25 protein-coding genes are annotated in these 24,264 nt (G+C 61.0%); 16 read left to right on the top strand and 9 right to left on the bottom strand.

Annotated elements, in window-relative coordinates:
* Positions 1-49 precede the first annotated feature (49 nt).
* Complete coding sequence (locus tag V6617_RS15530) at positions 50-1,939, bottom strand: bifunctional sugar phosphate isomerase/epimerase/4-hydroxyphenylpyruvate dioxygenase family protein (protein WP_338607825.1); 1,890 nt, start codon at positions 1,937-1,939, stop codon at positions 50-52.
* 110 nt (positions 1,940-2,049) lie between these two features.
* Positions 2,050-2,712, bottom strand: coding sequence for a TetR family transcriptional regulator (locus V6617_RS15525; protein ID WP_338607824.1), 663 nt, complete (start codon positions 2,710-2,712; stop codon positions 2,050-2,052).
* A gap of 175 nt (positions 2,713-2,887) precedes the next feature.
* On the opposite strand from V6617_RS15525, the gene V6617_RS15520 reads away from it, so the two are divergent.
* Positions 2,888-3,769 (top strand): shikimate dehydrogenase, encoded by an 882-nt coding sequence (locus V6617_RS15520; protein ID WP_338607823.1) that lies wholly within the window; start codon positions 2,888-2,890, stop codon positions 3,767-3,769.
* A gap of 10 nt (positions 3,770-3,779) precedes the next feature.
* Here V6617_RS15520 and V6617_RS15515 read toward each other — a convergent pair whose 3' ends face one another.
* A complete protein-coding gene (locus V6617_RS15515; RefSeq protein WP_338607822.1) occupies positions 3,780-4,469 on the bottom strand; it encodes a GntR family transcriptional regulator in 690 nt (229 codons plus the stop codon).
* Between the two features lie 263 nt (positions 4,470-4,732).
* Between V6617_RS15515 and dctP the strand changes: the two genes are divergently transcribed.
* The 10 genes from dctP to V6617_RS15465 all read left to right on the top strand — a co-directional run bounded on the left by dctP (position 4,733) and on the right by V6617_RS15465 (position 13,386).
* Positions 4,733-5,719, top strand: coding sequence for a TRAP transporter substrate-binding protein DctP (dctP, locus tag V6617_RS15510; protein WP_338607821.1), 987 nt, complete (start codon positions 4,733-4,735; stop codon positions 5,717-5,719).
* 103 nt (positions 5,720-5,822) lie between these two features.
* The gene (locus tag V6617_RS15505) at positions 5,823-6,329 is read left to right on the top strand and encodes a TRAP transporter small permease (RefSeq protein WP_338607820.1); all 507 of its coding nucleotides are present in this window, start codon (positions 5,823-5,825) and stop codon (positions 6,327-6,329) included.
* A complete protein-coding gene (locus V6617_RS15500) occupies positions 6,326-7,627 on the top strand; it encodes a TRAP transporter large permease (RefSeq protein ID WP_338607819.1) in 1,302 nt (433 codons plus the stop codon). Before V6617_RS15505 ends, V6617_RS15500 begins: the two co-directional genes overlap by 4 nt.
* A gap of 18 nt (positions 7,628-7,645) precedes the next feature.
* The gene (locus V6617_RS15495; RefSeq protein ID WP_338607818.1) at positions 7,646-8,086 is read left to right on the top strand and encodes a type II 3-dehydroquinate dehydratase; all 441 of its coding nucleotides are present in this window, start codon (positions 7,646-7,648) and stop codon (positions 8,084-8,086) included.
* A 2-nt stretch (positions 8,087-8,088) separates the two neighbouring features.
* Positions 8,089-8,505: a heme-binding protein gene (locus V6617_RS15490; RefSeq protein ID WP_338607817.1), complete on the top strand. Its 417-nt coding sequence runs from the start codon at positions 8,089-8,091 to the stop codon at positions 8,503-8,505.
* 393 nt (positions 8,506-8,898) lie between these two features.
* Positions 8,899-9,792, top strand: coding sequence for a ThuA domain-containing protein (locus tag V6617_RS15485; RefSeq protein WP_338607816.1), 894 nt, complete (start codon positions 8,899-8,901; stop codon positions 9,790-9,792).
* Between the two features lie 92 nt (positions 9,793-9,884).
* Positions 9,885-10,328: a c-type cytochrome gene (locus V6617_RS15480; RefSeq protein WP_338607815.1), complete on the top strand. Its 444-nt coding sequence runs from the start codon at positions 9,885-9,887 to the stop codon at positions 10,326-10,328.
* Between the two features lie 61 nt (positions 10,329-10,389).
* On the top strand, positions 10,390-12,084 hold the full coding sequence (locus tag V6617_RS15475; protein WP_338607814.1) for a pyrroloquinoline quinone-dependent dehydrogenase: 1,695 nt from the start codon (positions 10,390-10,392) through the stop codon (positions 12,082-12,084).
* Between the two features lie 100 nt (positions 12,085-12,184).
* Positions 12,185-12,967 carry a hypothetical protein gene (locus tag V6617_RS15470; RefSeq protein ID WP_338607813.1) on the top strand — a complete coding sequence of 261 codons (783 nt, stop codon included), beginning with the start codon at positions 12,185-12,187 and terminating at the stop codon, positions 12,965-12,967.
* Between the two features lie 92 nt (positions 12,968-13,059).
* Positions 13,060-13,386 carry a metalloregulator ArsR/SmtB family transcription factor gene (locus tag V6617_RS15465; RefSeq protein WP_338607812.1) on the top strand — a complete coding sequence of 109 codons (327 nt, stop codon included), beginning with the start codon at positions 13,060-13,062 and terminating at the stop codon, positions 13,384-13,386.
* Positions 13,387-13,391: 5 nt separating this feature from the next.
* Here the strand turns inward: V6617_RS15465 and V6617_RS15460 are convergent, their stop codons facing one another.
* The 3 genes from V6617_RS15460 to V6617_RS15450 form a co-directional block, all read right to left on the bottom strand.
* Positions 13,392-13,853: an Lrp/AsnC ligand binding domain-containing protein gene (locus tag V6617_RS15460; protein WP_338607811.1), complete on the bottom strand. Its 462-nt coding sequence runs from the start codon at positions 13,851-13,853 to the stop codon at positions 13,392-13,394.
* Between the two features lie 64 nt (positions 13,854-13,917).
* Positions 13,918-15,753 (bottom strand): DNA helicase RecQ, encoded by a 1,836-nt coding sequence (gene recQ, locus V6617_RS15455; protein ID WP_338607810.1) that lies wholly within the window; start codon positions 15,751-15,753, stop codon positions 13,918-13,920.
* A gap of 91 nt (positions 15,754-15,844) precedes the next feature.
* Positions 15,845-16,303, bottom strand: a complete 459-nt coding sequence (locus V6617_RS15450) for a MarR family winged helix-turn-helix transcriptional regulator (protein WP_338607809.1) — start codon at positions 16,301-16,303, stop codon at positions 15,845-15,847.
* A gap of 263 nt (positions 16,304-16,566) precedes the next feature.
* On the opposite strand from V6617_RS15450, the gene V6617_RS15445 reads away from it, so the two are divergent.
* The 3 genes from V6617_RS15445 to V6617_RS15435 all read left to right on the top strand — a co-directional run bounded on the left by V6617_RS15445 (position 16,567) and on the right by V6617_RS15435 (position 19,515).
* A complete protein-coding gene (locus V6617_RS15445) occupies positions 16,567-17,109 on the top strand; it encodes a TRAP transporter small permease (protein WP_338607808.1) in 543 nt (180 codons plus the stop codon).
* On the top strand, positions 17,106-18,428 hold the full coding sequence (locus tag V6617_RS15440; RefSeq protein ID WP_338607807.1) for a TRAP transporter large permease: 1,323 nt from the start codon (positions 17,106-17,108) through the stop codon (positions 18,426-18,428). Before V6617_RS15445 ends, V6617_RS15440 begins: the two co-directional genes overlap by 4 nt.
* Positions 18,429-18,489: 61 nt before the next feature.
* The gene (locus V6617_RS15435; RefSeq protein WP_338607806.1) at positions 18,490-19,515 is read left to right on the top strand and encodes a TRAP transporter substrate-binding protein; all 1,026 of its coding nucleotides are present in this window, start codon (positions 18,490-18,492) and stop codon (positions 19,513-19,515) included.
* A gap of 55 nt (positions 19,516-19,570) precedes the next feature.
* On the opposite strand, the gene V6617_RS15430 is transcribed toward V6617_RS15435, so the two are convergent.
* Genes V6617_RS15430 through V6617_RS15420 form a run of 3 tightly spaced genes read right to left on the bottom strand, consistent with a single transcriptional unit; the run spans position 19,571 to position 21,935 of the window.
* On the bottom strand, positions 19,571-20,434 hold the full coding sequence (locus V6617_RS15430) for an SMP-30/gluconolactonase/LRE family protein (RefSeq protein WP_338607805.1): 864 nt from the start codon (positions 20,432-20,434) through the stop codon (positions 19,571-19,573).
* Positions 20,431-21,036 (bottom strand): 2-dehydro-3-deoxy-6-phosphogalactonate aldolase, encoded by a 606-nt coding sequence (locus tag V6617_RS15425; RefSeq protein ID WP_338607804.1) that lies wholly within the window; start codon positions 21,034-21,036, stop codon positions 20,431-20,433. The genes V6617_RS15430 and V6617_RS15425 overlap by 4 nt, the downstream gene beginning before the upstream one ends.
* Positions 21,033-21,935 carry a 2-dehydro-3-deoxygalactonokinase gene (locus tag V6617_RS15420; protein WP_338607803.1) on the bottom strand — a complete coding sequence of 301 codons (903 nt, stop codon included), beginning with the start codon at positions 21,933-21,935 and terminating at the stop codon, positions 21,033-21,035. Before V6617_RS15420 ends, V6617_RS15425 begins: the two co-directional genes overlap by 4 nt.
* 227 nt (positions 21,936-22,162) lie before the next feature.
* On the opposite strand from V6617_RS15420, the gene V6617_RS15415 reads away from it, so the two are divergent.
* Both V6617_RS15415 and chvE read left to right on the top strand, forming a co-directional pair.
* The gene (locus V6617_RS15415) at positions 22,163-22,930 is read left to right on the top strand and encodes a FadR/GntR family transcriptional regulator (RefSeq protein ID WP_338610743.1); all 768 of its coding nucleotides are present in this window, start codon (positions 22,163-22,165) and stop codon (positions 22,928-22,930) included.
* 259 nt (positions 22,931-23,189) lie between these two features.
* A complete protein-coding gene (chvE, locus tag V6617_RS15410; protein WP_338607802.1) occupies positions 23,190-24,257 on the top strand; it encodes a multiple monosaccharide ABC transporter substrate-binding protein in 1,068 nt (355 codons plus the stop codon).
* Positions 24,258-24,264 lie beyond the last annotated feature (7 nt).

The following is a 24,264-nucleotide window of genomic DNA, read 5'->3' as shown; positions in this document are numbered from 1 at the left end:
GGGCCGAGCAGACAAAGTGTTTATTGCGATGGATGGGAGGCGGGCCGATCTAGCGTGCGGGAATTTTTCTGTCCCTCAGGCTCCGCTTCTGGGCGGCAATTCTGAACTGGGCATTGGGCGCGCCATAGCCGTTGTATCCGCCGCGGCGCTCGACGATTTCAAAGAAGAACCCATCGCCGTATAGCGAGGAGTAGAGCTGGAAATACTCCCCGTCTCCGTCGCGGTCGTAAAGGATGTTGCCGGCCTTGAGTCGAGCGACGAATTCATCCGCCAGCCCGAACCGGGCCTGCAGATCGGCAAAGTAGTTGGCAGAAATCCCAAGGAACTTGAACCCGGTGGCCCTGAGCGCCTCGGCGGTCCTGAAAATGTCCGACGACGCAAAGGCGATGTGCTGGACCGACGATCCGAAACTTTCCGAAATGAAATGTCCCGCCAGCGTCGAGCGCTGATCGGCGCCGTTCAGGGTAAACCTTATGGTGCCTTTCTCGTTCTCGATCACCTGCGACCGCACCAGCCCCGCCGGATCGACCACGTCGAGCATTGGGGTTTTGCGCGTGTCAAACAGGGTCGTGTAGAACAACAGCCAGGTCAGAAGTTCCTCGTAATTCATGGTCTGGCCGACATGGTCGACATGGGTAACGCCCATATCGGGTGTGCCCTGGTCGGTCACCGGGGTGAATTCTGTCTCCCAGACTTTGGCCAGTTCGGTCTTGTCGTCCACGAAATGCATCAGCCCGCCGCCCACACCGCGAATGGCCGGAATCTTGAGCTCGCCCGGCCCAACCGGCTGCTCGAACGGTTCGGCCCCAAGCGCTCTGGCGCGCGCCACCGTCGCCTGCGCATCCTCGACCTTGAGCCCGATATCGCACACGCAGGTACCGTGCATCAGATAGGCGGAATGGGCAAAGCCCTCGCGCTCGGTGTTGATGACGATATTGACCCCGCCATTGCGGTAGAGATCGACATGCTTGGCGATGTGGCGTCCCGCATGGGCAAACCCCATCGACGCCAGCATCGTCTTCAGATCTTCCGCCTCGGTCTCGTTGGCGGCAAATTCGATGAATTCGACCCCCTCGACGGCAATCGGTGCGGGCATGGGTGCCAGATCGGTCTTGACGGCCGGCTCGGCGCGCCGCACTGCATCCATCAGCGCGATCAGCGAGCGATGCCCGTCAGCCGCGATGGTGCCGGGCGTGCCGCCACGGAACTGGTCGTTGAAAATCTCCAGCGACCACATCCCGTCATAGCCGCTGGCCGCGACGGCTGCGGCAAAGCCGGTGACATCGAGATCGCCCTGTCCGGGCATGGTGCGGAAATGCCGGCTCCAATAGAGCAGGTCCATATCGATCAATGGCGCATCGGCCAGTTGCACGAAGAATATCTTGTCGCCCGGTATCGAGCGTATGGTTTGCGGGTCGATCTTGCGCACAATGGTGTGAAAGCTGTCGACAATCAGGCCGACATTGGCGTGATCGGCACGCCGTACGATCTCCCATGCATCGCGGTGGTCGTTGACATGCCGCCCCCAGGCCAGCGCCTCATAGCCAATCCGCAAGCCGCGCCTTTTCGCACGCTCGCCCAATTCGCGCAGGTCGGCTGCGGCGCGATCGATGCCGCCCAGCGCGGCAGGCGAGACGTTCGAGCAGATCAGCACCAGATCCGTGCCCAGCTCTTCCATCACATCGAACTTGCGTTCAGCCCGATCGAACGCCCGGCTGCGTTCGGGCTCGGGCAGGCCCTCGAAATCGCGGAATGGCTGGAACAGCGATATTTCGAGCCCATGATCGCGCACCATGCGCCCAACTTCGCGCGGGCCACCGTCAAACGCCAGAAAGTCGTTTTCGAAAATCTCGATCCCGTCAAACCCGGCCCCGGCAATCGCGGCAAGCTTTTCGCGCAGATCGCCGCTGATCGATACCGTCGCGATTGAGGTCTTCATGATGGCTCCACAACATACGAACTGTTTCGTACATTCTACAGGCCGCTTGCCCTGCCGGTCAATGTGGTGCGCGCGAGCCTGAGTTCCGAGGGCTCCCGCCCGATCGATACCTAGATATATTCGGGCTTGGCCAGATACCGAAAAACCATGTCGATGGCGTTCTGGCGCAGCGTTGCCTGATTTTGCGCCGAACCCATGTCGCGGCCGAACAGGTGGGAAAAGGTCGCCCGGTTCGATACGTTGAAAAAGCACAGCGCGCTGATCTGCCAGTGGATTTCCAGAGGGTCCAGCCCGTCCCGGAAAACGCCATCCGCGACGCCCTTGGTGTAGATCGATCCGATCCGCGCGATAGCGGCCTCGTTGACGGCGCGCAGCGCCGGTGAGCGTTCCATATAACGCCCCGAATGAATGTTTTCGATCATCACCATGCGGATGAAATCCTCATGCTCGGAATGATGATCGAATGTAAAGCCCACGAGACGGCGCAATCCCTCGAGCGGCGGCAGGCTTTCGATATCAAGCTCGGCCTCCCCTTCGCGCACCACGCGATAGGCGTTTTCGAGAGCGCTGACGTAAAGGCCCTCCTTGTCGCCGAAATAATAATAGATCATGCGCTTGCTGGCGCGGGTCTTTTCGGCAATCTCGTCAATACGTGCCCCGGCCAACCCATTGAGAGCAAATTCGTTCGAGGCGACCTCTATGATGTTGCGCCGGGTGCCCTCGGGGTCCTGCTGACGTCGGCCGGGCCGTTTCGTATCCTCGGTAGTGCTCAATATCCCGCCCCTGTCACCATGCATCGTGGATTGACTAAACTAACTAGTTCGTACATCATTCACCTACTGTCGCGCCTGCATTTAGGTCGAGACGGTCAAAAAACACAAGGGCAAGGCAATGGCCCGAAGGGGAATGGATTTGACTGCACTGTCAGCACAAGCGGGATCTTCAGGCATGGCGAATCTGGGCGGCAATCTTGCGGAATTGCTCGATATCGGCGCCAAGGGGGCCATTCATATCGGATTGCTTGGCCGTGGAATCGGCGCATCGCTCTCTCCCACCATGCACAGGCAGGAAGGCGAGCGCCAGGGGCTCGACTATCATTACCACCTGATCGATTTTGACGCGCTCGCCCTGGGCAACGAGCATTTGGGTGACGTTGTCGATCTGCTGGAAAAGGTCGGGTTCCGCGGTGTCAATGTTACCCATCCGTTCAAGCAGGCCGTGATTGAGCACCTCAATGGTCTCGCGCCCGATGCAAAGGAGATCGGGGCGGTCAACACCGTGATATTCGATGCCGGACAGCGGATCGGCCACAACACCGATTGTTGGGGATTTGCCGAAAGTTTTCGGCTCGGCCTGCCCAACGCGCAGCGCAAGCGCGTGCTCCAGATCGGGGCAGGGGGTGCCGGTGCCGCCGTTGCCCGCGCCCTGATCGAGGTCGGGGTAGAGGAGTTGGTCGTCTTCGACATGGACGCCGCCCGCAGCCAGGGCCTTGCGGCGCGCATGCGCGAGATGGCCTATCAAGTGACTGCAACCACCGACATCTCGTCGGTTTCCAGTTTCGATGGCATCGTCAATGCCACCCCGGTCGGAATGGATAAATATCCCGGCCTGCCGGTCGATGCCGAGCTTTTGAGCGCTGGCCAATGGGTTGCCGATATCGTCTATTTCCCGCGCGAAACCGCGCTGGTAAAGCGCGCGGCTGCAGCGGGATGCGCCACGCTCCCGGGCACCGGCATGGCCATATTTCAGGCCGTCAAGGCATTTGAGCTGTTCACCGGTCGCGTGCCATCGCGTGAGGAAATGACCCGCAGCTTTGAAGCGGCGGCCTGATCGTCCGACGCTAGAGCCGGCCGGTGCTCAGGATATGGTCGATGCCCGAATGAATGTGCTGGGCCAGCTTGGCCTGGGCTCCGGCAACGTCCCGTTCAAGCGCCAGCCGGAACAACTCCTTGTGGTCCTCGGAAACCCCGTCGCCGCGAAAGCTCGCAGCCAGAAGGTGGTAGCGCATGAAGCGGTCGAAAATCGACTGATGGATCGCCAGCAGCGACTTTGATCCGCAGGCCGAAATCAGCGCATGGTGAAACGCAAAATCGTATTTGATCCACTCAAATGTCCGATTCGCATCGCCCCCCAGCAGCGCCCGTTCGATCGATGACAGCTTGTGATGGGCCGCAACCACATCCGCTTCCCAGTCGAGGTCGCCCGCCGCAAAGGAAAGCGCGAGCGCGTGGTTTTCGAGAACCAGCCGCAGGTCGCCCACTTCACGCAGATTGTCCACCGAGGCGGGGCTGACTTCGAACCCGCGCTGTCCCTCCGCCACCACCAGATCCTCGGTCGTGAGCCGGTTGAGGATTTCGCGAAGCGTGGAAACGCTGACGCCATATTTGCTCTTGAGCTGTTCGAGCTTGAGCTTTTGCCCCGGCTTGAGATCGCCCGATACGATGTCGCCGCGAATCTTTCGGAAGGCCTGCTCGCCTACGGTGTCGGAGATTTCGTCCATTGTGTCGTGCAGCGGTTTTGCGTTTGCCATGATCGTTTTCTTCCCCGTCGCCTGTTCCTGCCACGTCTCTGCGCACTTGTCACCTTCACGTTATCACGGTGTAAAATTGTTTCATATGAGATTTTCAAAATTGACAGACGTTATTGGTAAAGATAGATGCATTGACAGCAGGTGGAAAGCTGCTTGACATAAACGAACTAGTTCGTACATTTGAGATCGGCGAGAGAGGGGAGATGTCGCGCGTCGTGACGCTGCGCCAATCGTCGCCGGATGCAACAAGGAGGAAGATAATTATGCTTTTGAATCTCACCCGCCGGGCTCTCATGCTCGGCTCGGTTGCAGTTGCGGCTGCAGTATCGATGCCGGTCATGGCGCAGGACGCGCCCACGCTCCGCTTTTCGGCTGTGTTTTCCGATCAGGACATCCGCGCCGCCATGATGGGCCAGTTCGCCGATGCAGTGCGCGACATCGCCACCATCGAGCCCTATTACGGCGGAACCCTGTTCCGTCAAGGCACCGAGCTCGTCGCACTGCAGCGTGGAAACCTCGAGATGGGCAATATCGCCCCTCAGGATATCTCCAACCAGATTCCCGAATGGTCGCTTTTGACCTCGGCCTATCTGTTCCGTGATGCCGAGCACCTGCGTACGTTCTTTGAGAGCGAAGTGGGCGAAGAATTCAAGCAGATGGCCGAAGATCAGCTCGGCGTTCACATTCTGGGCCCCACCTATTTTGGCGCCCGCCAGGTTGGTCTGCGCATCGATAAGGAAATTCAGACCCCGGCCGATATGGAAGGCGTGCGCCTGCGCATGCCGGGCGGCGATGCCTGGCAGTTCCTGGGTAGCTCCATTGGCGCTAACCCCACACCGATGGATTATGCCGAGGTCTATACCGGCCTTCAGACCGGCGCCATCGACGGCCAGGACAACCCGCTTCCCAACGTTCAGAACATGAAGTTCTACGAGGTGATGGACCAGATCGTTCTGACGTCGCACCTGATCGGGTATGATCTTCTGGTGATCTCGTCCGACGCATGGAACGCCATGTCGGCAGAAGACCAGGAAGCCTTCCAGGCCGCTGCCAGCGAGGCCATCAACTGGAGCCAGGCCGAACACATCGCCATGGAAGAGCAGTTGATCGGCGAGTTCGAAGCTGCCGGTCTCAACATCTACGAGCCCGATCAGGACGCCTTCCGCGCCTATGCGCAGGAGCAGTACCTGAACTCCGAGATTTCGGACAGCTGGCCCGAAGGCGCGCTTGAAGCCATCAACGCCCTTTAGGGCGCATATCGGGCGCCGTGCTTATTGCCGCGGCGCCCTTTCTGTATTTCCCTGACGTCTGCCCCGGGTTTTGCCCGGAGTGTTTAGGGAAGAGGAGATTTTCATGTCCGGACTATTGCGTGTTGGGCGCTGGCTTGTCGCGCGGGCCGAGAACATCCTGGCCTTGATGCTCGGCGCCATGTTTACGCTGTTCATTCTGCAGATCGTGTTCCGCTACGGGCTGCGCATGCAGAGTGGCTGGGCCTATGAACTCAGCGCAATCTTGTGGGTCTGGATCGTCCTTTTCGGGACAACTTTCGTCTTGCGCTCGCGCGACGATGTGCGGCTCGACATCATCTACAGCTCGGTAAGTTCGCGGTCTCGCAGGATAATGACCGTGATCACGGCCATTGCGCTCGTCGCCCTGTTCGGGCTGGCCCTGCCCGCCATCGTCGATTACGTGCTGTTCATGAAGGTGGAAAAGACCGCCTATCTCAAATTCCGTTACGACTATGTCTATTCGATCTTCATTGTTTTTACCGTGGTGACCATGGCCCGCTACATCTGGCGGGCGGGCGTTGCGGTGTGGGGCAAGGATGCCGATGACGAGTTGGAAGGCCCGGCCAAATGATTTTTCTCGATCCCTTCTTTCTCTGCATCGTCTCGATTTTGGTGCTTGCCGTGCTCGGCCTGCCGATCGGCCTTTCCATGATCGCCGGGTCCATTCTCTATCTGTTCATGTCGGGCCTCGACATGGGCATCGCGGCCGAGCAGTTCCTCAACCGCATGTATTCCAACTACATCATCCTGGCCGTTCCGCTCTTCATCCTCGCTGCCGAGTTCATGAACACCGGCTCGCTGTCCGACAGGCTGCTGGCATGGTGCAACGCGGTCGTCGGCCGTTTCCGGGGCGGGCTGGCCCAGGTCAACGTGCTCCAATCGATGGTGTTTGCCGGCATGTCCGGATCCGCCATTGCCGACGCTGCCGGCACTGGCAAGATGATCTATTCGCTCATGACCCGCGACGGCAAATACCCCGCTTCCTTTGCCGCGGCGCTCACCGCATCGTCCGCGGTGATCGGGCCGATCATTCCGCCCTCGATCCCCATGGTGCTTTACGCCCTCGTTTCCGACGCCTCGATCGGATACCTGTTTTTGGGCGGCATCGTCCCCGGCGCCATCATGGGCATTTCGCTGGCAATCATTGTCTATTTCAAGGCCCGCACCAACAACTTCCCGGTGGAAGACCCGGTGCCGCTGCGCGAGTTGCCGCGCATCACCTGGACTTCGCTTCCCGCGCTGATGATGCCCGTCGTTCTGCTATTCTGCATTTACAGCGGCATCACAACGCCCACCGAAGCCGCAGCGGTCGCCGCCGCTTACGCACTCATCATCTCGATTGTTCTTTATCGCTCGATCAGCCTCAGGAGTTTCTACCGGTCGCTGGTAACCTCTTCGAAGACGACGGTCTCAATCGGCATGCTGATCGCCGGGGCACTGGTTCTCAATTACGTCGTCACCGTCGAAAACATTCCCGCCACCCTCAGCTCCATACTGACCGCTTGGAATCTCGATCCGATCACCTTCCTGATCTTCGTCAATGTCGTACTTTTGCTTTTGGGGTGCATGCTGGAGGGGACGGCGATCATCCTGATCATCGTGCCGGTGCTCGTGCCCTCGGCAGCGGCGTTGGGCATCGATCTTGTCCATTTCGGCGTGGTCGTCGTCATCAACGTGATGATCGGGCTGATTACCCCGCCTTACGGCATGCTGCTCTTTGTCATGCAGTCGATCTCACGGGCCAAGCTGCGCCACATCGTGGGCGATACGCTTCCTTTCCTGGGCGTCCTCCTGGCGGCGTTGCTTCTTTTCACCTTCGTTCCCGATACCGTCCTGTGGCTGCCGCGTATGTTCGGCTATCAGGGTTAGTTTTCGAAAGTTCGCGTAATGACCAAACCCATTTTCGTGCTCAACGGCCCCAATCTCAACCGGCTTGGTCTTCGTGAACCCGAGCTGTATGGCGCAACCACGCTGGCCCAGGTCGAAGACCTGTGCCGGGCAAGCGCGGGAACCCGTCCGATCGAGTTCCGGCAGACCAATTCCGAAGAACGCCTGATCGATTGGGTGCACGAAGCGATCGACACCGCGGCCGGCATCATCATCAATCCGGCGGCCTTCACCTTCACCTCGCTTGCCCTGCTCGACGCGCTCAAGATGTTCCCAGGCCCGATCTTTGAGTTCCACATCACAAATGTGCACCGGCGTGAGGCCATCTATCACCATTCCTATGTGTCCAAGGTCGCAACCGCGGTCATGGCGGGAATGGGTGCGGATGGCTATGGCATGGCCGTTCGGGCCATGTGTGCCCGCAAGGACCTTCTGAACTGACCATGGAACGGCGTGCGCTCACATGTGCTCAAGCTGAGGCCATCGCCAAAGCGGCAATGGCCGGTGCGCGCGAGAAAGGGTTCGAGCTGGCCATCGCCATAGTTGATGATGGCGGCTGGTCCAACGTTCAAATGCGCATGGATGGCGCGTTTCCCGCAGCGGTCGATGCCGCCCTGGCCAAGGCCCGTAGCGCTGCCCTGTTTCGCAGGCCGACCTCGGACTTTTCGCGGCGGGTCAAGGAGGGCATGCCCCTGGCTCATCTTCCCCATGTGACACCGCTCGGCGGCGGCGTTCTGCTCGAGCGTGACGGTGTCTTCTTCGGCGCTATGGGGCTGAGCGGTGCCCGTGAGGATACTGAGACCGAGCTGGCTGAACGCATCGCCGCCGAATTCGCGGCGGGCCGCATAGTTCAGACCTAGAGCGTGTCCAGCAAAAGTGAAACGATTTTTGCGGCTCGGACACGCGAAAAAACAAGGACTTGGAGCCAAGGATTTGACTCAATCAAATCCTGAACGGCTCTAGGAGCCTGCCGGCGGCTCCATCGACAGCGCGCCCGAGCCCGGCAACCGACAGCGCAAATCAGGCTCCAGCCGGTCGTATTCTGTACGTCCGGGTGTTGACGTTTGTCGTTTTGACGACGAAAAGCGAAATCAACATATGAAATACAAAGTCTCATATTAAATCTTGCATGACGGATTTTATCGTGCCATCAATCGCGGGGGCTGGAGATCAGATTGTCCAACCGGCGCAGCCGCTGGCCATCACCGCTCAGCGGCGCTGCAGCCCGACCGAGATTTTTGGAGGAGACTTAGATGACCAAGCTAATCGCGCGCCTTGCCGGCGCCGCCACGGTGTTGACTGCCCTGACCGCCATGCCCGTTCTGGCGCAACAGCCCGAGCAGTACACGACGTTCGAGAAATACGGCTTTTGCGGCAGCATCGACGATAGCTGCTACAACGCCTGGTATGACCGTACTTCGGGTGACGAAGAGCCCTGGAAGGTCTTTATCTTCTCTCACGTCGCTACGGGCGTGAACCCGCATGACAACCGCGATGCGGGCGTCGAGGCGCTCACTGAACTGCTCGAGGGACAGGGCTACGAGGTCACCACCAGCCAGGACCCCGCCGATCTCGAAAGCGGATTCGGTCTTCGCCCCTATGATGCCATCGTATTCTTCAACACCGGCCGCGATGCCGTGACCAGCCTGGGCATGATGGCTCTGCGCATCTATGTCGAGGGCGGTGGCGGCTTTGTGGGTATCCACAACGCATTCGGCACCAATTTCAACTCGACATGGTTCGAAGGTCTTCTTGGCGCCCAGCTCTATGACCACGGCCCGCGTCAGGCAGGCGCCGTCATCGTCGAGAGCGAGAACGACGTCTCGGTCGCGCATCTGGCCGAGGGCACTCAATTCAGCGATGAAGAGTTCTACAACCTCAACCCCGATCCGCGTTGGCTCAGCGATGTCCGCATTCTGCTCAGCGTCGACAATGCGACGCGCGAGCAGGGACTGGCCGGCTATTACGGCAATCCCGGCATGGGCGACACCAACCCCGTGTCCTGGTGTCACTACTACGATGGCGGCCGGGCATGGCTCACCACACTCGGCCACAGCTTCGAAATTCTCGAGGACGAGAACTGGCGCCAGCACGTGCTTGGCGGCATCGACAGCGTGATGGGCAAAGAGCCCTTCTGTCAGGACTGATCCTCCCGGGTGTGCCTGCCGGATGCGCCTTTTGGCGCTCCGGCAGGGCATCCGCGCCTCGCTTTCCCTCTCTGCATCAATGGAGTTCTCCCGTGCAAACTCTCTTCACGCACCCGCACATCCAGGTCCTTGGGTGCGCGCTCGCAATGGCGGCCTTCACCGGGCTTCCGGCGATCGCGCAGGACCATGCGCTTGAGGGCGGCTCCATCGGCGTCGAGCAGGTCGAGCGCGGTCAGGAGGAGTACATGGCAAACTGTTCGAGTTGCCATGGCGAGGACCTCCATTCGGTCCTTTCGACGGCACCCGATCTTACAGGGTCCGTGTTCAAATATGGCTGGGTCGGGCAGACGGTCGGCGCCAAATACAACGTCATTTCGACAACCATGCCCGCCGGCATGGGCGGGTCGCTCTCGGACCAGACCTATGTCGATATCGTCGCCTACATTCTGTCCGCCAACGGCGTGTCGGCGACACAAGATGGTGAACTGCCGGCCGATCCCGAGGCCCTTCAGGCCATCACCATAACCGCTCCCTGATACCTGCGGGACCCGAGCGCGGGGCCCGATACCAATTCTGGAAATTTCTGGAGGAGATACAATGAAACTCAAATCTATTGTCAGCGCGGCAGCGTTGATCGCTGCCCTTGGCGTCTCGGCCCCTGCATGGGCCCAGGACGATGCGTTCACCCCGGTCACCGATGCGATGCTGAGCGCCCCCGCCGATGGCGACTGGCTGCTTTGGCGCCGCGCCCTCGACAGCTGGGGCTATTCCCCGCTCGATGAGATTGACCGCGAAAACGTAAGCGATCTGACCCTTGCCTGGGGCTGGTCCATGGAACCAGGCTGGCAGGAAACGGCGCCCATCGTCTATGATGGCGTCATGTACCTCGCCAATCCTGATGGTATCGCCCAGGCGCTCGATGCGGTGACCGGCGATCTTTTGTGGGAGTATCGGCGCGAAATGCCCGAAGGGTTCCGCCCGGGCATGATGAGCCGTGGTTTGGCCATTTACGGCGACAAGGTCTTTTTTGCCACGCCCGACGCGGGACTTGTCGCGCTTGACGCGGTCTCGGGGCAGGTTGTCTGGGAAACGGACGTCGCCGGAGAGGGCAAGACCGTGACCGCCGCTCCCGTAATCGCCGACGGCAAGGTCATCGTCGGCTATATGGGTTGCTTTGGTTTTGTTGAGGACAAGTGCGGTGTTGCCGCGTTCGATACCGAAACCGGTGACGAAGTCTGGCGCACCATCACCGTTTCCGATGCCCCCGAAGGCGAAGACAGCTGGGGCGGTATGCCTTACGTCCTGCGCGGCGGTGGTGATATCTGGACCTCGGCGTCCTACGATCCCGAAGCCGATCTGGTCTATATCGGCTCCTCCCAGGCCAAGCCCTGGGCCCGCGTCAGCCGCGGCCAGGACGATGCCTCCCTCTATACCAGCTCCACCCTGGCGCTCGACCCCGATACAGGCGAAATCGAATGGTTCCGCCAGTACATTCCGGGCGAAACAAACGACATGGACGAAGCTTTCGAGCACATCCTTGTCGATATCGACGGGGAGCCCTCCTACGTCAACATGGGCAAGCTGGCCATTCTCTGGCGCGGCAACCGCGAGACGGGTGAGCCCTATCTCGCCTTCGACCTCGGCTGGCAGGACCAGATCGACATCACCGATGAAGGCACTTTTGCCAACTATCGCGAAGGCAAGATTGCCGAACTGGGTGAGCCCATTACCATGTGCCCGAGCACGACCGGGTTCCGCAGCTGGCGTTCGCTTGCCTACAGCCCGCAGACTCGCGCCGTCTATATCCCCATGAGCATCAACTGCGACACGGCCATGACCTATGGCGAAGTCGAGATGGTCGAGGGCGGCGGCGGCAACGGCCAGGTCGGCAGCACCCGTGCCATCCATCCCGACAGCCCGGACAATATCGGCCGCTTCGTTGCCATGAACATCGATACCGGCGAAGTGCTCTGGGAGAACCCCTCGCGCTCTCCGGCCAATACGGCCATGCTCACCACCGCGGGCGGCCTGGTGTTCGGCGGCGATTGGGATCGTCACATGTATGCATGGGACGAAGAAACCGGCGAAGTGCTTTGGGAAACCCGCCTGCCTCAGGCTGCCCAGGGTTATCCCATCGCCTATGCCGTCGATGGAAAGCAGTATGTTGCGGTTCCGGTCGGCGTCGGGGGCTATTCCTGGTCGTCGAGCGTCCCGAGCCAGCTGACGCCTGAAATCAAGCGTCCGAGCTCGGGCAACGCCGTCCTCGTTTTCGCTCTGCCCGATCGGGGCTGACGGTCAGAAGGCAGCAAATTGATGGGTCGGCACACGCCGGCCCATCTCCTGTTTAAGAGCGAAACCGGGAAATTGATTTGAGGGGCGCATGGGTCTTGGCGTGCTAAAACAGATTATCTGCTGTGCGAGCCTGCTGGTTGTCGCGCTTCCGGCTGCATCGTCGGCGCTGGCCCAACCCTTCGTGCCCGTGGAATCCTATAACCGCACCCGCCCCGACTTTGAAAACCGGCTGCCGCTCTGTGTCATTCCCAACAGCCCCACGCTCGTCCGTGACCGCGAGGTTGCCACCGAGTTGGCCCATGTCCTGCTGCTCGAGCCCGAAATCGTCGAAATGGACGTCAATATCGAGCTCCTCGACAATGAGGGCCTCTGGCCCTCCATTCTTGTCCACCTCGCGGAAAAATGCGTCGGCGTCATGGGCGTCCAGATCGTCCCCGGCGAAATCACGCCCGATTGGATGACCTTGTCGCGGCCCTATTTCGAAGCGCCCTATGTCCTCTTGACGCGCGACGATGAGATCGAAGATCTGACCGATCTGGCGCCCGGAACGCGTCTGGGCGTGCCCCTTTATTCGCCGATCGACGCCGATATCATGCTCGCCATCGCGGCCGGAACTTTCGATGGGGTCCGCCGGCTGCCCTACGACCGCCCCGAGCTCATGGTGTCCTTGATGGAGGCCGGCGAACTCGATGCAGCCATCGTCTGGCAACCCCATCTCGACCGGCCCGCCCTGCAGTCGGGCGATTTCTATTCCCATCAGGGCACGGTTGCGCCCCTTGAGCGCGACACCCGCGCTGTTGCGGTCCTCATGCGCACGCAGGATCAGATGCTGCGTACCATGATCGATCAGGCGATCGATGCGGTCGAGACCGAGACGCCCTGACCATCCGCGAGAACGAACCCATTGTGCATGCGCGGCAGAATCCGGGTAGTATGACGATCCCATAGTTCATACCGCCCGCACGAGGCCCCCTTTTGAGAGACAGCCGCAGCCCAACGGAAACCGAAATCCTCGTCGTTGCCGAGACCTTCAAGCTGCTCGGCGATCCCACCCGTCTCAAGATCCTGCTCGCCTGCCTCGATCAGCCCATGGCGGTGGGCGATATCGCCCGCAAGATCGATGCGTCTCAGTCCCTCGTCAGCCACCATCTGCGCCTGCTGCGCGCCGCGCGGCTGGTCCGCGGCACGCGACACGCCAAGCACGTTCACTATGAAGCGGACGACCACCACATCCGCCATGTCATTTCCGACATGATCGTGCACGCCGGCGAACATGAGCCGGAAGCCGAATTGCCCGACTGAGGTCTTCAGAGCGGCAGAACGCCGTCGTCCTTGACCTCTTCGATCACTGGATAGGAGCGGGTCTCGCGCACGCCGGGCAGCGAGAGCAGAATCTCCCCAAGAAAGGCTCTGTAGCGTCCCATGTCGGGCAGCCGCGCCTTGACCAGATAGTCGAACCCCCCGGCCACCATATGGCATTCGAGGATTTCCGGTTGCTTGCGCACCGCCGTCGCGAATTTTTCGAAAATATCGGGAGTGGTCTTGTCGAGTGACACTTCCACCAGAACCAGAAGGCCCAGCCCCATCTGGTCGGCGTCGAGAATGGCGCGGAAGCCCTTGATGTAGCCGTGGTTCTGCAGCCGCCGTACCCTGTCGCTCATCGATGTGGGAGCCAGCCCCACGCGCTGCGCCAGTTCGGAATTGGTGATCCGCCCATCGTTCTGGAGCTCGATGAGAATTCTGCGATCGATCCTGTCGATTTCACTCATGATGGATATCCATCCAAATAGGGCTCAGCGCTCGAACCATATTCGAGCCGGCGCACCGGAAAATCTAGTCTGCGCTGGCAATCGCCGTGAGGAATGCCGTGCCGTACCGCTCGAGCTTGGCATCGCCCACCCCCGGCAGGGCGCGCAGATCATCGAGCGTCGCCGGCAGCCTCTGCGCCATGGCCCGCAATGTCGTATCCTGAAAAACCACATAGGGCGGCACGCCCTGCGCCGAAGCGATTTCACGCCGCTTGCGCCGCAACCGCTCGAATACGGCCTCGGCTTCGCCAGAAAGCGCTTCTCCGCCCGCCAGGGCCCGATTGGTGTCCGATTTCTTGCGCTCGGGATCGCGCCGCAGCGTCACCGTCCGTTCGCCCCGAAACACCGCCCGCGCGCCTTCATCGAGATAGAGGGCGCCATGGGCTTCGTGGTTCACATGGACCAGCCCCATGGCCGTCAACTGCCGCACAACCGACCGCCAGGTCTTGACCGAAATATCCTGCCCGACCCCGAAAACCGGCAAATGCTGGTGCCTGAATTTTTCCACCTTTTCGGTGGCCTTGCCCATCACGACATCGATCACATGCGCCGCGCCGAACCTCTGGCCCGTGCGATAGATCGACGACATAACCTTGTTCGCCGCCTCCGTGCCGTCCCAGGTGTCGACCGGGGTGATGCAGGTGTCGCAATTCCCGCAATTGCCCTGATGCTGCTCGCCGAAATGAGCAAGAACCGCTTGTCGACGGCAGCCCGCCGTCTCGCACACACCGAGCAGGGCGCTCAGCTTGGTGTTTTCCAGCCGCTTGATCTCGTCGGGCGCGTTGCCTTCGGCGATCATCCGCCGCCTCTGGCTCACATCGGACAGCCCATAACACATCCAGGCTTCCGAGGGCTGCCCGTCGCGACCGGCCCGGCCCGTTTCCTGATAGTAAGCCTCTATCGAGGAGGGCAAATCCATATGCGCCACATAGCGAACATCTGGCTTGTCGATCCCCATCCCGAACGCAACGGTTGCCACCAGACACACGGCGTCTTCCTTCAAAAACGCGTCCTGGTTGCGCGCCCTTACGCCCGCATCTAGACCGGCGTGATAGGGCAGGGCAGGGATACCCTTTTCGGTCAGGAACTCGGCAATCGCCTCCACCTTGGCGCGCGAGAGGCAATAAACGATGCCGCTTTCGCCCTTGTGGCGGGCCAGAAAATCGAGCAATTGCGCTCGCGCATTGGCGCGCTCGACAATCGAATAGCCGATATTGGGCCGATCGAAACTCGAGATGAAAAGCTGCGCATCCTCCAGCCCCAGCCGCTCAATCAGATCGGCGCGGGTTGTGGGGTCGGCCGTCGCCGTCAGCGCAACGCGCGGGACGTGCGGAAACAATTCGCGCAATTTGGCCAGTTCGCGATATTCGGGCCGGAAATCATGGCCCCACTGGCTCACGCAATGGGCTTCGTCGATGGCAAAAAGCCCGATGTCGACGCTGGCCAGAAGGTCGAGAAACCCCGCCGCCGCCAAGCGCTCCGGTGCCACATAGAGAAGATCGAGTTCCCCATCGCGCAGGGCCTGGCGCACGCTGCGGTTCTCCTCGGGCGAAAGCGAGGAATTGAGCGCTGCGGCCCGCACGCCGGCCTGCTTGAGCGCTTCGACCTGGTCGCGCATCAGGGCGATCAGAGGAGAGATGACAACGCCGACCCCGGGCCGGCCGATCGCCGGAATCTGGTAGCACAGCGATTTCCCCGCCCCGGTGGGAAAAAGCACCACAGCGTCACCGCCACCCATGACGTGATCGACTACGTCTTGCTGCTGGCCGCGAAACGCATCGAGCCCGAACACGGATCGCAAGATATCCAGTCCGCCGGCCGGCGCAGCATCAAGGGCCGTAGCGTTGGAAAAAAGCGACATGGAAGACAGGAAAATCCGGCGGTCAGGGAAAGTTGATTCGCTGGCCCATTTGACTCTTATCGGTTCTTTGGCGCAACCCGCGATGGCGCGATCAGCACAACCGGCCCAGCAGGTCGAGCAGCGTGTCTCGCGCCTTGGGCCCACCCAGACGGGCGATGCAATCGGCCTCGAAATCATCCTGTACGGCGCGCGCCGTTTCCAGAAAATCCTCGCCCTCTTTGGTAAGAAACAGCGCATTGGCGCGCCGGTCGCCATGCGCGGCCCGGCGCTCGGTCAGCCCTCGGCCCTCCAGGCCGTTGATGAGCGCCACGAAATTGGCGCGCTTGATACCCAGGATTTCGGCGATCTCGGTCTGTTTGCGGCCGGGATTGTCGCCGATCAGCGTCAAGGCGGAATATTCGGCCGGGCGCAGATCGAGCGCCGCGAAGGCCGAAAGGAAGCGCTGAAAGACGCTCAACTGCGCCCGGCGCAACCGGTATCCGACAATGTCGGTGGTCGACCCGGTTTCGAGCATGGCTTCGTCGATGACGGACCCCGGACCAGCGGACATGAACGCTCCCCTTATTGTTATGCTTTAGAATTTAAAGCGATCGGCGAAAAACGCAACGCCGGAGCGGTGCACCTCCACCGGGCGCTTGCCAAAACTAGTTATGTTATATAAACAATATGCGATGGGATGGCCGATCGATGTTCGGATGATCCTATCGTTTGTGTGCATTGTCCATTGTTCGATCAGACGGCGAGAGACAAGGGTGCGCTTGGCATTATCGGGTGATAGAGAGGTATCATCGGAGCGTGCAGGGGAGGATGGGTTTGTTCCAGGATCAGTCGCCGCTTGGGCGCACCATTTACGGCTTGGCCAAGCTGATGGCGCTGGCCGGAGGCATAGTCCTTGTCGGCCTGGTTGTCATGGTCGTCGTCAGCGTCACCGGCCGCGCTCTGCTTTGGGCGGGTCTGCGTCCGATCAGGGGTGATTATGAACTCGTAGAGGCTGGTATCGGCTTTGCAGTCTTCGCCTTCCTGCCATGGGCGCACCTTGAGCGCGGACACGCCATTGTCACCATAGTGACCGACCGCTTCGGCCCCCTCGTCAACCGGTGGATCCTCGTCATCACCGATGTCATGATGCTCGCCGCCGCCGGATTTATTGCCTGGCGGCTTTATGACGGCATGCTCGACAAGTTCCGCTACAACGAGACCACGCTGTTGCTGCGCATGCCGCTGGGCTGGACTTATGCGGCCGGCTTGGTTGGCGCGGTCGTCTTTTTTGCCGTCGCGCTTTACGTGCTGGGCCGCTCGGTCTCCAACGCGCTGGCCGGCCGTTCAGAACTGCAGTCGTCGGGAGCCGACCTGTGAGCAATGTACTTATCGGACTGCTCTCGTTTCCAGTTATCCTGCTTCTGATTTTCCTGCGCGTACCCATCGGGCTTGCCATGCTCGGCGTCGGCATTTTCGGCTCCTGGGTGCTCACCGGCACGTTCAATCCGGTCATGGCCCAGTTCAAGAGCCTCACCTATTCGACCTTTGCGTCCTATTCGCTCTCGGTCGTGCCGCTGTTCATCCTGATGGGGCAGTTCGCCACCCTTTCGGGCATGTCGGCCGCACTGTTTAATGCCGCCGCGTCCTGGCTGGGTCACCGAAGGGGTGGTGTGGCCATGGCTGCCGTGGGCGCCAGCGCCGGGTTCGGCGCCATCTGCGGGTCTTCGCTTGCAACCGCCGCCACCATGGGCCACGTCGCTCTGCCAGAGTTGAAAAAGCACGGCTATTCGGGCGCGCTTTCAACCGGTGCGGTCGCTGCCGGCGGTACGCTTGGCATCCTCATTCCGCCCTCGGTCATCCTTGTCATCTTTGCCGTTTTGACAGAACAGAACATCGCCAAACTGTTCATGGCGGCCTTCGTGCCGGGCATTCTCGCCGCCATCGGCTATCTGCTCGTCATCGCCATTTATGTGCGGGTCAGTCCTGAATCCGCCGGCGTCCGTGACCGCGTGCCCTATGGCGAGCGCTTCCGCGAACTGGCCCATATCTGGCCGGTCGTGGCGATCTTTGTCCTGGTGATCGGCGGCATCTACACCGGCATCTTCACACCCACCGAAGCCGCCGCGGTCGGTGCCGCCGGCACGGGGCTTGTCGCGCTGGTTTCGCGCAGTCTGTCGCGCAACGGGATCAGAGAGGCCATTCTGGGAACCGCGTCCTCCACCGCGATGATTTTTCTCATCGTGCTTGGCGCCGCTTCGCTCAATGGATTCCTGGCGCTTTCGCAATTGCCCCAGTTCGCCGCAGGATGGGTCACCGAGCAGGGCTTCAACCCCTGGGTGGTGATGGCTATCGTCCTGCTGCTCTATCTCGTGCTCGGCTGCGTCATGGACTCGCTTTCGATGATCCTTCTGACCGTGCCGATCATCTTTCCGATGATGTCTGCCCTCGATTTCGGACTGACCCCGGACGAATTTGCCATCTGGTTCGGCATTCTGGTCCTGATCGTCGTCGAAGTCGGGCTGATAACGCCACCGGTGGGGATGAATCTGTTCATTATCAATTCGATGGCCAAGGGCACACGCCTTTCCGAAACGTTCCGGGGGGCGCTGCCCTTCGTGGCCAGCGACATCATTCGCACCATCATTCTTGTCGCCTTCCCACCGATAACGCTGGGGCTGGTGTGGCTGCTCTATTGAGCGGCCCGGGACATATGGGAGTTCACACGCGAACAAGCGTGCAACAAAGGGAGAAGATCAAATGAAACTGAAATCGATATTGCTCGGGGCGGTTGCCAGCGTCTCGTTTGCCGCCGGCGCCATGGCCCAGGAGGTAACGCTGCGCGTCCACCAGTTCCTGCCCGCGCAGGCCACCATTCCTGCCACCGCCATCGCACCTTGGGCCGAGGCCATTCAGGACCAGTCCGACGGCCGTATCGCCGTGGAACTCTACCCGGCCATGCAGCTCGGCGGCGCGCCCGACAGCCTGTTCGCCCAGGCTCAGGACGGCGTGGTCGACGTCATCTGGACGGTGCTTGGCTATACGCCGGGCCGCTTCCCGAAATCGGAAGTGTTCGAGTTGCCCTTCCTGATGTCCAACAGCGCCGAAGAAACCTCGGCCGCCTTTTACAACTACGTCATGGAAAATTCCGCTGACGAGTTCGAAAGTGTCCAGGTCATTGCGCTGCACACACACGGTCCCGGCCTGTTCCACACCCAGGAGCCCATCAACGCTCTTGAAGACATCCAGGGCATGAAGATCCGTGGCGGTTCGCGCATCATCTCCAACATGCTCGCCCAGCTCGGCGCTGAGCCCGTCGGCATGCCCGTGCCCCAGACCACCGAAGCGCTGTCGCGCGGCGTGATCAACGGCACTACGGTTCCCTGGGAAGTCACACCCTCCATCCGCGTCGCCGAACTGGTCTCCAACCACACCGGCTTTTCCGGCGAAAACGGTCTTTACACCCAGACCTTCGGGTTCGTCATGAACCGGGGCACCTATGAAGGCCTGCCTGACGACCTCAAGGCCGTCATCGATGCCAATTCCGGCCTCGAAACCTCGAAAATGTTCGGTCGCGCCATGGATGCCGGCGACGATGTCGGCCTGCAGATCGCCGAGGACGCCGGCAACAACATCGTGACGCTGGACGAAGCCGAAACCGCCCGCTGGAAGGAAGCCGCCCAGCCCACAATCGAGCAGTGGTTCGCCGATATGGAAGCCATCGGCATCGACGGCGAAGCGCTCTATGCTGCCGCTCAGGAAGCCATGGCTGCCGAGCGCCAGTAAGGGGCTTTATCTCTTATGCAAAGGGGCGCTTCGGCGCCCCTTTTTTCATGCCGGCTCAAACGATAACTGCAGGTTCGGGCCGTCCCCGCCCAACGCCCTCGGCAAAAAAGACTTTTCCCGATTCCGGGTGGTCGGCCAGCGCCTCGGCATCGAGCCCTTCGCGGGCGGTGGTGCAATAGAGCGTTGAAAAACCGGTCCCGCCAAAGGCCGGACATGACGTGTGGGGCGCCTCGACCGAAACGGCCTTGAGAAACTGTCCCGATGGATCATAGACGGCAACCCGCCCCGCACCCCATTGAGCAAGCCACATATTGCCCTCGGCATCGATCACCGCCCCGTCGGGGTTCAGTCCTTCGCCAGTCAGGTCCAGATAGATTTCCGGTTCGCCGACCGGCGCGCCGCTTTCCGGATCGAGCCCGACGCGCTTGACGATACCTCGGTCCGTATCGGCGAAATGGCCGAACGCCCGGTCGGGTGAAAAGCAGATGGCATTGGGTATGGTGATGGAAGAAAACAGCTTTTTGACCTCACCGCGATAATACCGATAGATCGCTCCGGCGTCGTTCTCGGCCTTCTTGCCCATCGAGGAGAACCAGAACCCACCCCACGGATCGGCGCGACCGTCATTGGTCCGCAGCCCCTCGCCGATGTCGATCCTGGCGACGACGTCGCGGGTCCGGGTTTCGATATTGAGTTTGAGCAACGCCGTTTCGCCGGCAATCAAGAGATTGTCCCGGTCGATCCAGCCTGCCGCCGAAACCATGTCGTCAAATGTCCACGCCCCGGTCTCGCCGTTCTTGCGCGTCAGCAGCGTGCGGCCGATGATGTCGAACCAGAAAAGCTGCTGGCGCTCGGGATGCCACAGCGGACCTTCGCCCAGAAAACAGGACCGGTCGTCGAAAACGTGCGCGTCGCTCATGCCATAACCTCGTCATAGGCCAATACAAGTTTGCGGGCTCGCTCACCCACCTCTTTTGCTGTCAGGCCGGGCGTATAAAGCGCCGTGCCGATGCCGAACCCGTCGGCTCCGGCGGCTCGCCACTGGGCGAAATTATCTGGCCCGGCACCCCCAACCGCATAAACCGGAACCGAGGACGGCAGCACGGCCTTCAGCGCCGAAACACCGGCTGGTCCCATGATTGCGGCGGGAAAAATCTTGAGCCCGTCCGCCCCCGCCTTGAGCGCCGCGAAACATTCGGTGGCGGTGAACACCCCGGGGAAGGATTGAAGGCTCGCCGCCTTGGTCGCCCCGATCACCGCCGCGTCGCAATTGGGCGAAACGATCAGTTTTCCGCCCGCCCGTGCGACGTCGGCCACGTCCTTTTCACTCAACACCGTCCCCGCGCCGATCAGAGCGTCGCTGCCAAATTCACGCACCATTGCCGCGATGGAATCAAACGGTTGCGGCGAATTGAGGGGCACTTCGATGGCGGTAATCCCCGCCTCGAGCAGGGCTTGGCTTATGCTCAGCGCCTCATCGGGCTTGATGCCGCGCAGGATAGCGATCAGATTGCGGCTCATTGCGTCTCCTCCAGCGCTGCGCGGGCGGCGCAAAGCCCGGCCAGTGTCATATCCCCGGCGTCCAGCACCCGGGCGGAAACCCCTGCCAGGCCCAGTGCGGTCTGGTATAGCGCGCTCAACCGCGATGCGCCAATCAGGGCGATGTCACCGCCCTGCCAGTAATCGCCGGTTCCGGCAAGTTCAGCGCCGATCAACAGCCCCGACAGGCGCGATCTGGAAACCTGTGGCACTATCCCGTCGAGCAGGCTCCCGGCCCGGATCGAAAACAGCTTCGTTATGATTTCCGCATCGTCCAGCGCCTCGCGAACGCCTGCGGCAAACCCGTCCTCGCTCCAAATGTCCGTCCCGACACTATGGCGCAGAACGGATTTCTCGGCGAGCAGGGAAAAGATTTCCCCGGTCATTGCCGTACGAAACCGTGTGATGCGCCCGTCGGCGATCTCGACCCATTTGCTGTGCGTGCCCGGAAGACAGATAGTGCCGGAAGCCCCGACCGCCGAGACATACCCTGCAATCTGGGTTTCCTCGCCGCGCATCACGTCGGGTGGCGCCATTTGGCTGACGCCGGGCAGGATGAAAACGGCGATGCGGCTGTCGGAAACCGGGGCACGGGTCGCTTGCGCGGCGATGGGCGGGGTAGGGGTATTTGCGTATTCAGCCTCGATCCAGCCCTGTCGCGCACCCACCATGCCGCAGGCGATGATTGGGGTGACGCGTTCTGAATTGAGCCATTGTTCAACAGCTTCAAGCAGCGCCGGCTCGAATTGAGACGGCGTGAGTTGGCCCATGCCCTTGGCGCTTTCGCCCCGCGCCAGAACGGTGCCGTCTGCCCGCATCGCCCAGGCACGCATGTTGGAGGTGCCCCAGTCGACCGCGATCCAGTCGGCGCTCAAGGACATGTCACGCGCGCGGTGTGCTCAAAGACCGATTGCGTCATGGATTGATTCTTTCCTCGATTTGGCGGCACATCATGCTGGACGGCCACCCGATTCCCCCGCAAGCCGCCAATTATCTTATTATATTTTTATTTTGACAATCCATCGCGCCCTTTGTCATGTTCTGTTGGCGCCGTGTTTTGCCCGGCGCGACAGAACAGGGATTTGGGCGAACCGGCATGGCGGGAACGATGGACGATCAGGAGGGGACGGGGGTTGCTGCCGGACCAGCGGTCGCGCCCGCGCGCCGCAAGCCCCACAATTTCCACGCCCATGTCATGTATACCTTGGGGACCGCCATCGTGAGCGGAACCTATGAAGAGGGCCGGATCCTGCCCGGCGACAGCGATCTGATCGACCAGTTCGGCGTGTCGCGCACGGTGCTGCGCGAAGCGCTCAAGACATTGTCGGCCAAGGGCCTTGTCGAAGCGCGGGCCCGCGTCGGCACGCGCGTCCTGCCGCGGTCGCGCTGGAACATGTTCGATTCCGATGTGCTGCTATGGCATCTGGAATCGGGAATTTCCTTTGATTTCATTGCCTCGCTGGCCGAAATCCGCATGGCCGTCGAGCCCGATGCCGCAGCGCTCGCTGCCGAGCGGCGATCCGACGAGCAGGCCGATGAACTGATGGCCTGGCTTGCCGGCATGGCGACCAAGGGCCAGAGCGCCGAGGATTTCGCCCGCAACGACGTAGGGTTCCACCGTGTGGTGGCCCAGGCGTCGGGCAATCCGTTCATGGTCTCGCTCTCCAATGTTGTCGAGATTGCGCTGATGGCGTCCTTCACCATTTCCTCGCCGATGGAAGGCGGGGCGGCGTTCGACAAGGCGGTGCGTCTACACCGCAACATCGCCGAGGCCATCATGGCCAAGGACCCCGAAATGGCCCGCGTCGCCATGCGCCAGGCCATCCAGTCCGGTGTCGATCGGGCCACGACCACTTTGGGTGTGGCCCAAAGCTAAGCCGCAGAAATCGCCGCCGGTTTCCGGTCCGGCCCATTGGCCACACCACTCCAGCATGGTGGGGCTCCATGTCCCCACATTGCACCGGCGTGCGACACGCAGCGGAGCTGTGTTGAAAAAGCGCGTGAGGGGTTCAAACACCCGCTTTACAAATAATCATACTATATGCAAATGTGCTGGCGATTGTTGCGCTTGACGTGCGGCATGGGAGGTCGCTGTGGCGAGAGGCGCCGGGGCGAAACTGACAGGGAGAAACCTCATGAAATCGATTTTGGCAGGGCTGGGCGCCCTGGTGATGACGTCTGCCCTTGCGGCGATGCCCGCAATCGCGCAGGACGCCGGATCGGTGGGCATTTCCATGCCGACCCAATCCTCCGCCCGCTGGATCTCGGACGGCAATTCCATGGTGGAGCTGTTCGAGGCCGCCGGCTACCAGACCGATCTGCAATACGCTGAAGATGATATTCCCAACCAGCTCGCCCAGATCGAAAACATGATCGTGCGCGGCGTCGATGTGCTGGTTATCGCGTCGATCGACGGGACGACGCTGACCACGGCACTTGAAAACGCCGCCGCCTCCGGCATCCATGTGATTGCCTATGACCGGCTGATCCGCGGTTCGGAAAACGTCGACTATTACGCCACCTTCGACAATTTCAAGGTCGGTGTGCAGCAGGCCCAGTCGCTGGTCGACGGGCTCGAAGACTCCGATCGCGAAGCGCCCTACAATATCGAATTGTTCGGTGGTTCGCCCGACGACAACAATGCCTATTTCTTCTATGACGGCGCCATGAGCGTTCTCCAGCCGCTGATCGATGACGGCACGCTGGTCGTCAAATCGGGCCAGATGGGCATGGATACGGTCGGAACGCTGCGCTGGGACGGCTCGGTTGCCCAGGCCCGAATGGATAACCTTCTGTCGGCCCACTACACCGACGATCAGGTCGATGCCGTGCTTTCGCCCTATGACGGGCTTTCCATCGGCATCATCTCCTCGCTGCGCGGGGTTGGTTACGGTTCGGGCGACATGCCCATGCCGATCATTTCAGGCCAGGATGCCGAGCTCCCCTCGGTTGCTGCAATCATGGCCGGCGACCAGTATTCGACAATCTTTAAGGATACCCGCGAATTGGCGCGTGTGACGGTCGGCATGGTCGAAGCGCTGATCAACGGCGCCGAGCCCGAGATCAACGACACCGAGACCTACGAAAACGGCGTCAAGGTTGTCCCTTCCTACCTGCTCGAGCCGGTGCTGGTCACCGCCGGCAATCTCGAAGAGGTTCTTGTGGGTTCGGGCTATTATACCGAAGACCAGATCGCCAATTAATCGACCA

This window comes from Pelagibacterium nitratireducens, assembly GCF_037044555.1.
Classification (GTDB): domain Bacteria; phylum Pseudomonadota; class Alphaproteobacteria; order Rhizobiales; family Devosiaceae; genus Pelagibacterium; species Pelagibacterium nitratireducens.
Note: the sequence above shows the minus strand (reverse complement) of the source record. Positions and strands in the feature narration are given on the sequence as shown.